Origin of the sequence: Seongchinamella sediminis (assembly GCF_003457605.1) — a bacterium.
In the GTDB taxonomy this organism is placed as follows: domain Bacteria; phylum Pseudomonadota; class Gammaproteobacteria; order Pseudomonadales; family Halieaceae; genus Halioglobus; species Halioglobus sediminis.
In genome coordinates this window covers 113851-127299 of record NZ_QRAN01000001.1, presented here as the reverse complement: position 1 = coordinate 127299, position 13449 = coordinate 113851, and the positions used below count along the sequence as shown (strand labels likewise).

Annotated in this window: 9 protein-coding genes; 2 read left to right on the top strand and 7 right to left on the bottom strand. The window is 62.1% G+C overall.

Annotated features, from left to right (window positions below; genetic code table 11):
• Positions 1 to 35 precede the first annotated feature (35 nt).
• The 5 genes from aceF to DWB85_RS00415 all read right to left on the bottom strand — a co-directional run bounded on the left by aceF (position 36) and on the right by DWB85_RS00415 (position 9107).
• A complete protein-coding gene (gene aceF, locus DWB85_RS00435) occupies positions 36 to 1751 on the bottom strand; it encodes a dihydrolipoyllysine-residue acetyltransferase (RefSeq protein ID WP_117952068.1) in 1716 nt (571 codons plus the stop codon).
• A gap of 15 nt (positions 1752 to 1766) precedes the next feature.
• A complete protein-coding gene (aceE, locus tag DWB85_RS00430) occupies positions 1767 to 4418 on the bottom strand; it encodes a pyruvate dehydrogenase (acetyl-transferring), homodimeric type (protein ID WP_117952065.1) in 2652 nt (883 codons plus the stop codon).
• 477 nt (positions 4419 to 4895) lie between these two features.
• Entirely contained in the window at positions 4896 to 7760 is a 2865-nt protein-coding gene (locus tag DWB85_RS00425; protein WP_239017178.1) for an insulinase family protein, read from the bottom strand.
• 3 nt (positions 7761 to 7763) lie between these two features.
• Positions 7764 to 8855 (bottom strand): AI-2E family transporter, encoded by a 1092-nt coding sequence (locus DWB85_RS00420; protein WP_117952062.1) that lies wholly within the window; start codon positions 8853 to 8855, stop codon positions 7764 to 7766.
• 18 nt (positions 8856 to 8873) lie between these two features.
• A complete protein-coding gene (locus DWB85_RS00415) occupies positions 8874 to 9107 on the bottom strand; it encodes a sulfurtransferase TusA family protein (protein ID WP_117952059.1) in 234 nt (77 codons plus the stop codon).
• A gap of 177 nt (positions 9108 to 9284) precedes the next feature.
• On the opposite strand from DWB85_RS00415, the gene DWB85_RS00410 reads away from it, so the two are divergent.
• Positions 9285 to 10808 (top strand): M48 family metalloprotease, encoded by a 1524-nt coding sequence (locus tag DWB85_RS00410; protein WP_117952056.1) that lies wholly within the window; start codon positions 9285 to 9287, stop codon positions 10806 to 10808.
• Positions 10809 to 10814: 6 nt separating this feature from the next.
• On the opposite strand, the gene nadA is transcribed toward DWB85_RS00410, so the two are convergent.
• Positions 10815 to 11888 (bottom strand): quinolinate synthase NadA, encoded by a 1074-nt coding sequence (gene nadA, locus DWB85_RS00405; protein WP_117952053.1) that lies wholly within the window; start codon positions 11886 to 11888, stop codon positions 10815 to 10817.
• A 100-nt stretch (positions 11889 to 11988) separates the two neighbouring features.
• Between nadA and DWB85_RS00400 the strand changes: the two genes are divergently transcribed.
• Positions 11989 to 12480 (top strand): nitroreductase family deazaflavin-dependent oxidoreductase, encoded by a 492-nt coding sequence (locus DWB85_RS00400; protein ID WP_117952049.1) that lies wholly within the window; start codon positions 11989 to 11991, stop codon positions 12478 to 12480.
• Between the two features lie 21 nt (positions 12481 to 12501).
• Here DWB85_RS00400 and DWB85_RS00395 read toward each other — a convergent pair whose 3' ends face one another.
• The gene (locus DWB85_RS00395) at positions 12502 to 13326 is read right to left on the bottom strand and encodes an enoyl-CoA hydratase/isomerase family protein (RefSeq protein ID WP_162845950.1); all 825 of its coding nucleotides are present in this window, start codon (positions 13324 to 13326) and stop codon (positions 12502 to 12504) included.
• Between the last annotated feature and the right edge of the window lie 123 nt (positions 13327 to 13449).

Here is a 13449-nt window from a genome sequence, read left to right as displayed (position 1 = left end):
CCGTGCCAGGCGGCACCACACGGGCGAGCCCGGGCTTACATCAGCAGTTGCCGAATGTCACCGAGCAGCGCCGCCAGCTGGGTCAGGAAGCGGCCGCCGTCGCCGCCGTTGATGACCCGGTGATCGTAGGACAGGGACAGGGGGAGCATTTTTCGCGCCACAAACTCCTGGCCATTCCAGACCGGCTGCATGTCTGCCCGCGACACCCCGAGTATGCCCACTTCGGGGGCATTGACGATGGGGGTGAACCCGGTACCGCCGATATTGCCCAGGCTGGAAATCGTAAAGCAGCCGCCCTGCATCTGGGCCGGGCTCAGTTTGCGATCCCTGGCCTTGCCGGCCAGCTCCAGCACCTCCTCCGCCAGCTCCCAGATACCCTTCTTGTCCACGTCACGGATGACCGGCACCAGCAGGCCGGCGGGCGTGTCCACCGCCATGCCGATGTGGATGTACTGCTTGTGCACCAGCGATTCGCCGCCATCGGCCAGGGAGGTACAGAACTTCGGGTTGTCGCGCAAGGCCACCGCACAGGCCTTGAGGATGAACGGCATCGGGGTGATCTTGACCCCGCGCTTTGCCGCCTCGTCCTTCATGCTGGCACGAAATGCCTCTAGTTCGGTGATATCCGCCAGGTCGTTCTGGGTCACATGGGGCACGTTGAGCCAGCTGCGCTGCATGTTGTTCGCGGTCAGCTTGTCGAGCTTGCTGCGAGTGGTGATTTCCACCTCGCCGAAGGCACTGAAATCGACCTCTGGAATCACCGGCAAGCCGGCGCCGGCGGCACCGCCGGCAGGTTTGCTCAGGCGCTGCTGGACAAACTTGTGCAGGTCCTCTTTCACCAGCCGGCCACGGGGCCCGGAGCCCGGCACCTCCGCCAGCTTAATGCCGAATTCCCGGGCCAGCTTGCGCACGGCCGGCCCGGCGTAAACCTTGCCAGCACTGTCGGCGCTGGCAGCCGGAGGCGCCTCACGCCCGGCTGTTGCGGGCCGGGAGGCGGGTTCGGCTTCGGGTTTTTCTTCCGTATCGGATTTGGCGCTGGACTTGCTGTCGGTCTCACCCTTGGCCTCAGCGGGCGCGGACGGCGCCGCATCGGCCGCCGGCTCAGACGCGCCGGTAGTGGCCATCACCAACAGCGGGTCACCCTGGCGCACACTGTCGCCCTCGTTGACCTTGATCTCGGTGATCTCGCCGCCGTGGGGCGCGGGCACCTCCATCGAGGCCTTGTCGGACTCCAGCACCACCAGTGAGTCACCCTCGGCGACCGTATCTCCTACCTTGACCACGATTTCGATCAGCTCGACGGCCTCATCGGTACCAATATCCGGGACCTCGACCAGGGCGCTGGATGTGCCGCCTTCGCCCTTGCGCTCTTCGCTCCCGCTTGCTGCCGCGTCGGCAGCGCTGTCTTCGCCCTGCGCCGGCGCTTCCTCCGCCTCGGCAGCCGGCTCTGCACCAGCCTGCTCCGGTTCATCGTTGGCCTCTGCCTCTGCCGCCGATTCCCTGCTCTCGTCGCCGGCCGTTTCTATCACCGCTACCGGCGCGCCTTCCGCCAGCTCCTCGCCCTCGCTCACCAGCAGCTCCACCACCGTGCCGGCGACGGTCGACGGGATCTCCATGGAGGCCTTGTCAGACTCCAGCACGATCAGGCCCTGGTCCAGGCTGACCTCGTCACCCACCGCAACCAGCAGCTCGATCACTTCCGCGCCTTCGGCGCCGCCGATATCCGGAACTGTCACTTTTTCTTTAGCCACAATATATTCCTTGTTTTATACGGTCAGCGGATCGATCTTGTCAGGACTGATACCCAGGTCCTGCATGGCTGCACTGACCCTGGCGGGCTCAATCTCGCCCTGCTCGGCCAGCGCTTTCAGCGCTGCCAGCACCACAAATTCGCGACTGACCTCGAAAAAGTCGCGCAGTTTCGCGCGGGTGTCGGAACGCCCGTAACCGTCAGTGCCCAGCACCGTGAAGTGCCCGGGCACGAACTCACGGATCTGGTCGGTATAGGACTTGATATAGTCCGTTGCGGCCACGAAAGGCCCGCTGGCCTCCTGCAGCTGGGCGGTCACATAAGGCACTCGCGGCTCTTCCTCCGGGTGCAGCAGGTTCCAGCGCTGTGCCGCCTTGCCCTCCCGCTGCAGTTCGTTCACCGAAGTCAGGCTCCAGATGTCGGCATCCACACCGTAGTCCTTCTCGAGAATGTCAGCGGCGGCCTCGACCTCGCGCAAAATGGTGCCGGCGCCCATCAGCTGCACCCGCAGGTGCTTCTTGCCGGCGCTGGCGCGCAACCGGTACATGCCCTTGATGATGCCCTCCTCAGCGCCTTCGGGCATTGCCGGGTGATGATAGTTTTCGTTCATCGTGGTGATGTAATAAAACTTGTTTTCACCCAGCTCGTACATACGGTGCAAGCCGTCCTGGATAATCACCGTCAGCTCATAGGCATAGGCCGGGTCGTAACTGACACAGTTCGGAATCGTGCTGGCCTGCAGGTGGCTGTGGCCGTCCTGGTGCTGCAGGCCCTCGCCGTTGAGCGTGGTGCGGCCGGCGGTGGCGCCGATCAGGAAGCCCCTGGCCTGGCAATCGCCGGCTGCCCAGGCGAGATCGCCGATGCGCTGGAAGCCGAACATGGAGTAGTAAATATAAAACGGCACCATCGAGTAAGCGCTGGTGCTGTAGGAGGTTGCCGCCGCCAGCCACGCGGAGAAAGCGCCGGCCTCGTTGATACCCTCCTCCAGGATCTGGCCCTTCTTGTCCTCTTTGTAGAACATGATCTGGCCGGCATCGTGGGGGGTATAGCGCTGGCCCACGGATGAGTAGATGCCCAGCTGGCGGAACATGCCTTCCATGCCGAAGGTGCGGGCCTCGTCCGGCACGATCGGCACGACCCGTTCACCCATCTCCTTGTCTTTGACCAGGCTCGACAGCAGGCGGACAAAGGCCATAGTGGTGGAAATCTCGCGCTTGCCGCTGCTCTCCAGCTGCTTCGCGAACGCCTCCAGCGGCGGGGTCTTCAACAGTTCCATTGCACTGCGACGGGACGGAATCAACCCGCCCAGCTCTTCCCGACGCTGGCGCATGTAGCGCATTTCGGGACTGTCGGGTTCGGGCCGATAGTAGGGTACCCTGGCCAGCTCATCGTCATTGATGGGAATACCGAAGCGGTCGCGGAATGCCTTGAGGCTGTCCATATCGAGCTTCTTCAGCGAGTGGGTCTCGTTGTTGGCCTCACCGGCCTCGCCCATGCCATAGCCCTTGACGGTCATCGCCAGGATGACAGTGGGCCGCTCGGTCTCTTCCACGGCCTCGGCGTAGGCGGCATACACCTTGTACGGGTCGTGGCCGCCCCGGTTGAGGTACATGATGTCGTCGTCGGACAAATCCTTCACCAGCTCCAGCAACTCCGGGTACTTGCCGAAGAAGTGCTCCCGGGTATAGGCGCCGCCGTTGTATTTGTAGTTCTGCAGCTCACCGTCGCATACCTCGTCCATGCGTTTGCGCAACAGACCGGTCTTGTCCTTGGCCAGCAGCGGATCCCACTTGCGCCCCCAGATCACCTTGATCACGTTCCAGCCGGCGCCGCGGAACACGCCCTCCAGTTCCTGGATGATCTTGCCGTTGCCGCGAACCGGGCCATCGAGGCGCTGCAGGTTACAGTTGATGACAAAATTGAGGTTTCCCATGCGCTCGCGACCGGCAAGCGCGATGGCGCCCAGGGACTCGGGCTCGTCGCATTCGCCGTCGCCCATGAAACACCAGACATTGCGGTCGCCGTGATCCAGCAGGCCGCGGCTTTGCTGGTACTTCATCACGTGCGCCTGGTATATCGCCTGGATCGGGCCGAGCCCCATGGACACGGTGGGAAACTGCCAGTAATCGGGCATCAGCCAGGGGTGAGGATAGGACGACAGGCCCTTGCCATCGACCTCGCGGCGGAAATTGTCCAGCTGCGCCTCTTCGATTCGGCCCTCCAGGTAGGAACGCGCGTACATCCCCGGGGCGGAGTGCCCCTGGTAAAACACCAGGTCGCCGGGATGGCCATTTTCGGTGCCGCGGAAAAAATAGTTGAAGCCGACGTCGTAGAGGGTGGCGCTGGAGGAGAAGCTCGATATGTGCCCGCCGAGGCCCTCGTTGTTGTCGTTGGCGCGCATGACCATCGCCAGGGCATTCCAGCGCACCAGGGAGCGAATGCGCCGCTCCATGAACAGGTCTCCCGGCATCGCCTTCTCTTCCACCGGAGGAATGGTATTAACAAAGGGGGTAACGATGGACGACGGCAGATCAACGTGGCTCTCCAGGGCACGGCGACCCATTTCCCGCAACAGGAATCCGGCGCGCTCGGGCCCGCTGCTCCTGACTACATCATCGAGAGAGTCCAACCATTCCCGGGTTTCAATTGGATCCTTGTCTTCTGCCATGCTGACCTCTGGATTCGAGTTAGGGGCGAGGCACATTATGGTTCCATATTGAAACCTTAAATGACCGCCGACCCTGTAAGTATAGTAGATGCAAAAGAGCCGCCCGAACTCAGACTCCCCGGGCGGCCCAGAATGAAAGAATACTACAGCACCGGAGTGGCAAATGGAACCTCAGTTCCATTTTGCAACCTCATATCGCGCTATTTACCGGTGTTTACGCTGAAAACACTGGCCAGAATGTAGTTTTATTACAGTAACTCAGGCCTTTCTGCTTAATTAGGTATTTGTCATTCCTGGGTACTCCGGACTGCCGGCCCAGCGGACTGCCGCCCAGCGGATTGCCGCCCAGCGGATTGCCGCCCAGCGGATTGCCGCCCAGCGGATCGCCGCCCGGCGGGTTGCCGCCCAGCGGAATCCGGGCAAATCAATGAGAGATGGATTCTGGCTTACGCCAGAATGACATTCAGCAGAACTTTCCTAATCAATACTGTAATACGCGTGACCCGCCCTGAGCTGTGCCGCCGACTCAACCCGGCGCTGGGCGCCGCCTGCAGGCAGTCGCGCCAGCTTGCCGGGCGCCGCCACCTGCAGCGAATGGCGGCGCTCGATGAACACGGTCTGGTAATACTGCTGCCACGCCTCCCTGTCGAGGGCCTCGATGGCAGCCGCCAGCTGCTCGCGGCCATCGAAGTCGTACTGCTTCCTGGCGATGGACTGCCAGTAGAACTCGGCGCGCTCCCACAGGTTTTTGTGCGGGCGCAACACCTCACTGACCAGGGCCGCCTGGTGGCGGGCAAACTGCTCGTCATCAAGGGATGCCGCCACCTGGCCCAGGAAGGCATCCATGGCCGAGGCCAGACCAGCGGTGTCCGCCACCGGTGACTGTATCAACATCACCAGACCGGGCACATCCAGCTGCGACCAGTAAAAAGCGCTGACGATGTAGCCCAGCTGCTGCTCGGTGCGCAGCTGCTGGAAGAAACCGGACTTGATGATTTGCGCGGTCAGCGAGGTGGCGGCGCGATCCTGCCAGGAATCGTCAGCGCCCTGCAGGTACCAGGCCAGCACGGCATCATCGTGCGCAACCGCGACCGGGTAGAGCACCGACTCGCCCGCTTCCAGTTTCAGCACCTTGAGCTCGGGCAGCTCCGCTGCGGTGCCGGCGGGGAGGATACGGTCCAGTCGCGCTGCCAGCGCGGGCACTGCCTTGCGGGTGTAGTTGCCGTAAATCAGCGCCTCGGCGCTGGCGCTATTCCAGTAGTCCTGGGCATAGTCGTGGACGTCATCGACAGACAGCTTGTGCAGCTCTTCGATCAACGCTTGCTCACCCCACTCGCCGTACAGCAGGCTTTCGCGGAGATCGTCCATAACCTGGCTACTGGGGCGCTTGGCCACCGCGTTTTCCAGCGAGCGGATCATGTCCTTGCGCATGTTTTCAAACCGCTGGGGATCGAAGTCGGGACTGGCCATTACCGGCAGCAGCTTGTCCAGCAACACGTCCTGCTTGTCGCTGTAACCACTGACCCGGAGGCTGATACCCTGGGCGTGCTTGTACAGGTTGAAGTTCAGGCCCGCCAGCAGCGCCGGATAGGTAAATTCATTAACCCGGTCCTTGAGCAGGGCCGTGTACAGCACCGCCAGCGCTGTCTGCCGGGGGTTCTGGCTAACCAGCGGCGAGCGGAAATTGATATACGTGGCACCCCGCGGCAGGCGAAACTCTTCGTCCTGCAGGAACCAGATCTGCTTGCGTCCTTCCTGCAGCACCCGCTGCGGCGTTGCCGGATTATCCTCGCCGACCCTTACCAGCGATACATCCTCGGCAATGAAAGCATTGGCAGCGGGCAGGTGCAGAGAAGCGGCGTCCACCTCGCCCTGCCAGGCGGCGAGCTGCCGGTCGTCCAGATGCCTCACAGAGTAGGGAACGCCGTAATACTCCGACACCCGGTCGGTGGCGACATCCGCGTCTTCCAGTACCACCAGGGCATTGGCGGGCACGATATCCGCCATCACTTCCCGCAGCATGCCGGCATCATAGTCGCTCATGATGTAATTGCCCTGCAGCACGTCCACCGGGTCGTAATACTGCATGCCTCCGGCCAGACTACTGACATAACCCATGGGATTACCCTCTTCCTTGAAGCGGAACGCCAGTTCGGCCAGCCGGGACTGTTCCTCGTACAGCCACTGTTTGGGTCCCTGCTCGCGCAGCATGTCCATGTAGGCGAACAACAATTGCAGTACCCGCTGGTGATTCTCCACCCCCGTTTCCGTGAGGGTAACCGAGACGCTGAACAACGCACCGCCGCGCCAACCCAGGCCGGAACCGGCCGCCAGGCTCTCTGCCAGCCCTTCTGCCTTCAGCTGGGAAAGCAGGCTGCCCTCGCCCTCGTGACCCACCAGGTTGCCCAGGTATGACAGCGGCTTGGCACGGTATTCAGAGCGGTAATCGGCGATGGGGAACAGCACCTGCAGCTGGCGCAAGGTAGCCTGGGGCCTGATCTTGATGAACATGGGCAGATCGTCCTCGGCAAACATGGGCGCGTCGATCGGCTGGTGCTCAAAGTCCTTGTTGGGCACCTCCGAGAACATCGGCACAACCAGGCTTTCCAGCTCATCCAGCGACTCCGTGCCCAGCACCACAAGGCGCATCACATTGGCCGAGTAATGCTGGTCGTAGAATTTCAGCAGCTCGTCGCGGATACTGGCCCCGGGACGATCAGCGAGACTCTCCAGGCTGCCGACAGAGAACTGGCTGAAGGGATGCTCGTCGTTCATCACTTCCTGCAATACGTCCAGGCCGCGGCGCGGGTCACTCTTCAGGCCCATCTGGTACTCCGCCTCTACCGCGTTCTTTTCCCGGTCCACGTACTCGGCGTCAAACCTGGGGGCGATGAAAAACTGGGCAAACCGATCCAGCGCCTCGGCCAGATAGGGCGCATTGATATCGAAGAAGTAGTTGGTGTGCTCAAAGCTGGTAAATGCGTTGCGATTGCCACCGTGCTCGGTGACAAACTCCTCGTACTCAGCGGCGTCGGGATACTTGTCGGTACCGAGGAATAACATGTGCTCGAGGAAGTGGGCGAGGCCGCCGCGGCCCGGCGGGTTGTCGCCGGAACCGACGTGAACGTCGAGTGAGGCCGCCGCCTTGGGAGTATCCGGGTCCGAGATCAGCAGTACCTGCATGTCGTTTGCCAGGGTCAGCAGGCGGTACTCACGCTCATCGTTGGGGCTTTGCACGGGACTGATACCCGCATCCGGCGGCACGGCGCAGGCCACCAGCAACACAGAGAACACCATACCCGCCAGAAGTTGCCACTTCTGGCGACTCAGATTAATCAGCATCAATTACTCCATTGAAACAGTCTTTTCGGGCCCGGCCACAGGCGCCATCTCAGGTGTCGGCCAGGAATTGATAATGGCCTTGATCAGGGTTGCCAGGGGTATTGCAAAAAACACCCCCCACAAACCCCAGATGCCACCAAAAAAGAGGATAGCGAGAATAATCGCCACCGGGTGCAGGTTGACCGCCTCGGAAAACAGAAACGGCACCAGCACGTTGCCATCAAGTCCCTGGATGACGAGATAGACAACGCAAAGCGTGTAAAATTCCGCTGCAAAGCCCCACTGGAAGAAGCCCACTGCCACCACCGGCAGGGTAACCAGGGCGGCGCCGACATAGGGAATAATCACCGACAGACCGACCAGCAGTCCCAGGAGGGCGGCATAGTTGAGCCCCATCCAGGCGAAGGCAAAGTAACTGACTGAACCAACGACGATGATTTCCAGCACCTTGCCGCGGGCATAGTTGGCGAACTGCTGGTTCATTTCTCCCCAGATGGTGGTTAGCAGCGGTCGCTTTTCGGGCAGGAACCTGACCAGCCAGCCGATAATCTGCTGCCGGTCACGCAGGAAAAAGAATACCAGCATGGGGATCAGGATCATGTACACCATCACCGTAAACAGCCCCGGCAGCGATGCCAGCGAGCGGGTGACCAGTACCTGGCCGAGGTTCGCCGCCTCCACCTGGGCCATGCCCACCAGCTCATTCATTTGCTGGGCGGTAAAAATGTCGGGGTAGCGTTCCGGCAGCACACTCAGCAGCTGGCGGCCCTGGTCCAGGTAACGCGGCAGTTCGCTGGCCAGTGCCAGCAGCTGCCGCCAGACCAGCGGCAACAGACCCAGGGTAAAACCAAAGAAGGCGCCGATGAACACGGTATAGGACAGCGTCAGACCCAGCCAGGAGGGCACCCCGTGGCTCTGCAGCTGGGTGGACAGCCCCTGCATCAGGTAAGCGAGCACCAGCGCCGCCAACAGCGGGGCGAGAATATCGCCGATAGTGACCAGCAGGGCCACGGCAATCGCCAGCAGCACCAGCAGGAGAATGGACTCCTCCTCGAACAGGTAGGTGCGCGACCACTTTTTGAATATGTCCAGCATCCAGGAAAGTCCTCCGGCTCAGCTTTTCTGCAACAGGTAGCGGTAAGTGTCGCCGTCGACCTCACTGGCCAGCAGGCGGTGCCCCGACTGTTCGGCAAATACCTGGAAGTCACGCTGGGAGCCGCTGTCCGTTGCCAGCACCCGCAGGCGTTCCCCGCTGGCCATGGCGTTGAGGGCGCGCTTGGCCTTCAGCAGCGGCATCGGGCAGTCGAGCCCCCTGGCGTCAACTTCGGTTACCGGTACGTCTGTCATCCATGTTTCCTGTGCTGGAGTGAAGCTCGACAGTATACGCATAGACCCCCGCGGAATGAACTTTGTCAGCACTGCCGACTCCAAACAGGCTGAGTCTCCCTGCCTGACCCGGCATGCAGTACAATAGATGACTATTATCACCACCACCGAAAGTGACTCGACATCGTGTTATCCCGAATGAGTTGGGCGGCATCCCGCTGGGCGGCACCCCGCTGGGCGGCACCCCGCTGGGCGGCATCCCGTTGGGCGGCAAGCCGCTGGCGCCTGGCCCTGCCGCTCCTGTTGTGCTCCCTGCTTGTCACCCGGGTTCACGGCCAGACCGAGGACCTGAAACTCCCCAACCTGGGTGAGTCCAGCACCAGCCTGTTTTCCGCCGAGTTCGAGCACCAGCTGGGCCAGACCTGGTTGCGCATATTTCGCAGCCAGGCACCCACGGTTAATGACCCCCTGGTGTTTGAGTACCTGGAAAACCTTATCTACGCGCTGGTGACCCATAGCCAACTGGCTGACCGGCGTGTCGACCTGGTGGTAGTCGACAACCCCACCATCAATGCCTTTGCCGTTCCCGGCGGGGTGATTGGCGTGCACAACGGCCTGTTGCTGTATGCCCAGACCGAGGACGAACTGGCGACCGTACTCGCCCACGAGATCGCCCACCTCAGCCAGCGCCATTTTTCGCGCGGGGTTGAATTCCAGAAGAACCAGGCGCCGATCAACCTGGCCGCGATGCTTGCGGGCCTGGTGATCATGGCCACTGCGGGCGGCGACGCCGGCATGGCCGCCCTCGGCGCCAGCCAGGCCCTGGCCCAGGACTCCGCCCTGCGTTACAGCCGCAGCAACGAACAGGAGGCGGACCGGGTCGGCATGCAGACCCTGGTGGATGCAGGCATGGATCCCCACGCAGCGCCGGCGATGTTCGAGCGCATGCTGCAGGCCTCCCGTTATTCCGGGGGTAACCGCATCCCGGAATTCCTGCGCACCCACCCCCTGTCAGAGAACCGGATCGCAGACACCCGCAACCGGGCCCGGCAATATCCCAAAACGGTTCGCCCGGTGAGCCTGGATTACCAGCTGATGCGGGCGCGGGTGGTGAATCAGCTCGCCAACACCCCGGAGGAAGCGGTGCAGCGCTTTCGCGGCGAGCTGGCCGGCTCGCCGCGCTCCCGGGAGGCGGCCCAGTACGGGCTGGTGGTCGCGCTGACCAATGCCGGCCGCGCCGACGAGGCCGCCCTGGAGCTCGACAGTATCTGGTCTGGCGACCCGGGCCGGCTGGAGTACGTGATCGCAGACGCGGAAATCGACATGCTGCGCGGCAATGCGGACAAGGCGGTGAGCAAACTGGAAAAGCAGCTGGATCTGTCTCCCGGCAATCACCCCCTGACCATGGCTTACGCCAACGCGCTGATGAAGAACCAGCAGGCACATATCGCCGAAGAAGTATTGACTGCACAGAGCAAGCGCCAGCAGAAGGATCCGGGGTTATGGTATTTGCTGGCGGAAGTGCAGGGCCTGTCGGGCAATATCATCGGCCTGCACCAGTCGCGCGCCGAGTACTTCATCCTCAACGGCTATCTCGACCAGGCCGAAAAGCAGTTACGATACGCCCTGAAGCTGGTGAAGAATGATTACCTGACCAGCGCCACGATCAACCAGCGCCTGAGCGATATCGCCGAGATGCGCCGGCAAATGGAGCAGTTCTAGCCCGCCTCAGGCGTTGCCCTTCACCGTGACGTTGAGCTCGGCGGCAAAGTCCAGCATGCGCCTGAGGGGCACCATGGCCTGCTTCCCCAGCTCGGGGTCGACGAATATCTCGTTGTCATCACGATCAAACACGCCGGCCAGTGATTCCAGCTCGTTCATTGCCATCCACGGACAATTGGCGCAGCTGCGGCAGGTTGCTCCTTCACCGGCCGTCGGCGCGATGATGAATTCCTTGTCCGGGGATTCCTGCTGCAGCTTGTAGAAAATACCCTGGTCGGTGGCGACGATAAAACGCTGGTTCGGCATTTCCTTCGAGGCCCGGATGATCTGGGTGGTGGAACCCACCCGGTCCGCCAGCTCCAGCACCGGCGCCGGCGATTCGGGATGCACCAGCACCGCAGCATCCGGGTATACCGCCTTCAGGTCGGCAATGCCCCGGGCCTTGAATTCCTCGTGCACGATACAGGCACCGTCCCACATGATGATGTCGGCCCCGGTCTCCCGGCGCACATAATCACCGAGGTGCTGGTCCGGTGCCCAGATGATCTTCTCGCCCTGCTCGGCCAGGTGCTCGGCCACGTCCAGGGCAATGCTGGAGGTCACCACCCAGTCCGCCCGCGCCTTCACGGCAGCGGAGGTATTGGCGTACACCACCACCTTGCGGTCCGGGTGCTGGTCGCAGAATGCCGAGAACTCGTCGATCGGGCAGCCAAGATCCAGGGAGCAGGTCGCTTCCAGGGTCGGCATCAGTACCCGCTTGTCGGGGGTGAGGATCTTGGCGGTCTCGCCCATGAACTTTACCCCGGCGACCACCAGGGTGCTGGCCGGGTGATCGTGACCAAAGCGCGCCATTTCCAGGGAATCGGAGACGCAGCCACCGGTTTCCTCGGCCAGCGCCTGAACCGCTGGCGCCGTGTAGTAATGGGCAACCAGAACCGCGTTTTCAGCCTCCAGGCGGGCCTTGATCTGCGCCTTCAGGGAAGCCTCCTGCGCCGCTGTCAGGCGGTGCTGTTCGGCATGATCCAGGTGGTATTGCACCTGCTCACGGATGGTTTCCAGTTTGTCGGAGGCGATGCTCATGGTCTTGGCTGGGCGATAAAAAGGGCATCGAGTTTAGCATAGATTGGCAGCCGCGTAATTCTGTCTTAACCTCGTTGATCATAACCACAGGAGACGAGCAATGGTGCAATACGACTACGTCAAAACCCGCCGCGAGGACGTCAAACCCTTCAAGGAGAGCCAACTCCCGGCGATCAAGCGGGTGTTACGCTATGTCAGTAAGATCCAGGCTGGGGTATTCCGCCTGAGCAAGGGCCGATTGATGAATTCCTTTCTCGGCGGCCCGGTTTGCATGGTGACCATGACCGGCGCCAAATCCGGCAAAATCCGCCGCCTGCCGCTCATTCACATTGCCCACGGCGACAAAAAACTGCTGGTTGCCTCCAGCGGCGGCATGCCCCGAAACCCGGTCTGGTACTACAACATCAAGGCCAACCCGGAAATCAGAATCATGGCCGGGGGCGAGGAAAAGACCTACGTCGCACGCCAGGTCAGCGACGAGGAGAAGGCCGCGCTGTGGCCGGTATTGCTGGCGGTGTACCCCGACTTCGATGAATACCAGGCGCGCACCGACCGCAACATCCCCGTCTTCAGCTGCGAACCAAAAACCTGAGGCCTCGGTCGGCAGGGGCTGTCAGTCACAGCCCTCGTCATCCATCCATACTGGCCAGTCACCGGCAACGCTGCCGCTCCAGCGGGGCGCGCGCCGCTCGGCCCAGGCGGTACCACCCTCGATGGCATCTGCCTGCGACATGCTGTGATTCAGGCAACGACTCTCTTTCGCCGCAAGGTCGCGGTAGCCCATGTCCAGCCCCTGCCAAAGCAGCCGTTTGTGCATGGCCATGGCCAGCGGCGCGGCATTGGCGACCATATCCCCGGCGATGTCCAGCGCCGTATTCAGCACCTGCGCTGCGGGGACGCTGCGGCCCGCCAGACCCCAGTCTACCGCTTCGCCGCCACTGAGGCGCTGGCCCCGCAACAGCAGTTCCAGGGCTTTTTCCAACCCGATGATCCGCGGCAACAGGTACTCCATGGCGAAGTCGGTGACCACGCCGCGGCGCGCCTGGAGAAAGCCATATTTACCCTCGTCGGCAAATACCCGGATATCTGCCTGCATCGCTATACCCAGGCCAACCCCTACTGCGTGGCCGTTACAGGCGGCGATCACCGGTTTTCGAACTTCAAATGCCTGCATTGCCAGCGGACAGGAATCCACCACAAACTCTACCGCCTCTGCGTCAAAGGTCTGGGCACCGCCGCTCATGTCGGCGCCGGCGCAGAAACTGGACCCGGCGCCGGTCACCACCACTGCTCCGACAGCATCATCGGCATCGCAGCGCTGGTAAGCAGCCCCCAGCCCCTCGATCATGCCCGGCGACAGGGTATTGTGTGCGTCGGGGCGATTGAGTGTGATTATCGCCACCCCCTGTTTCAGTTCCAGCATTACGTCATCAGCCATGGGTCGCGCCCCCGGGAATTCAGTGGCCAGCATAGTACACTCCCCCGGCGCGCCAATGGCGCACCCGGCCAGCACCACTGACCACGGCGGAAGAGTTGGTAATTTTTAATAAAGTATAAGTAG

Excerpts from the sequence above, each read along its gene's own strand:
- DWB85_RS00420 (WP_117952062.1), bottom strand. The coding sequence starts at position 8,855 with ATGCTGGACATATTCAAAAAGTGGTCGCGCACCTACCTGTTCGAGGAG.
- nadA (WP_117952053.1), bottom strand. The coding sequence starts at position 11,888 with ATGAGCATCGCCTCCGACAAACTGGAAACCATCCGTGAGCAGGTGCAA.
- DWB85_RS00425 (WP_239017178.1), bottom strand. The coding sequence starts at position 7,760 with ATGCTGATTAATCTGAGTCGCCAGAAGTGGCAACTTCTGGCGGGTATG.
- aceE (WP_117952065.1), bottom strand. The coding sequence starts at position 4,418 with ATGGCAGAAGACAAGGATCCAATTGAAACCCGGGAATGGTTGGACTCT.
- DWB85_RS00400 (WP_117952049.1), top strand. The coding sequence starts at position 11,989 with ATGGTGCAATACGACTACGTCAAAACCCGCCGCGAGGACGTCAAACCC.
- DWB85_RS00395 (WP_162845950.1), bottom strand. The coding sequence starts at position 13,326 with ATGGCTGATGACGTAATGCTGGAACTGAAACAGGGGGTGGCGATAATC.
- DWB85_RS00410 (WP_117952056.1), top strand. The coding sequence starts at position 9,285 with ATGAGTTGGGCGGCATCCCGCTGGGCGGCACCCCGCTGGGCGGCACCC.
- DWB85_RS00415 (WP_117952059.1), bottom strand. The coding sequence starts at position 9,107 with ATGACAGACGTACCGGTAACCGAAGTTGACGCCAGGGGGCTCGACTGC.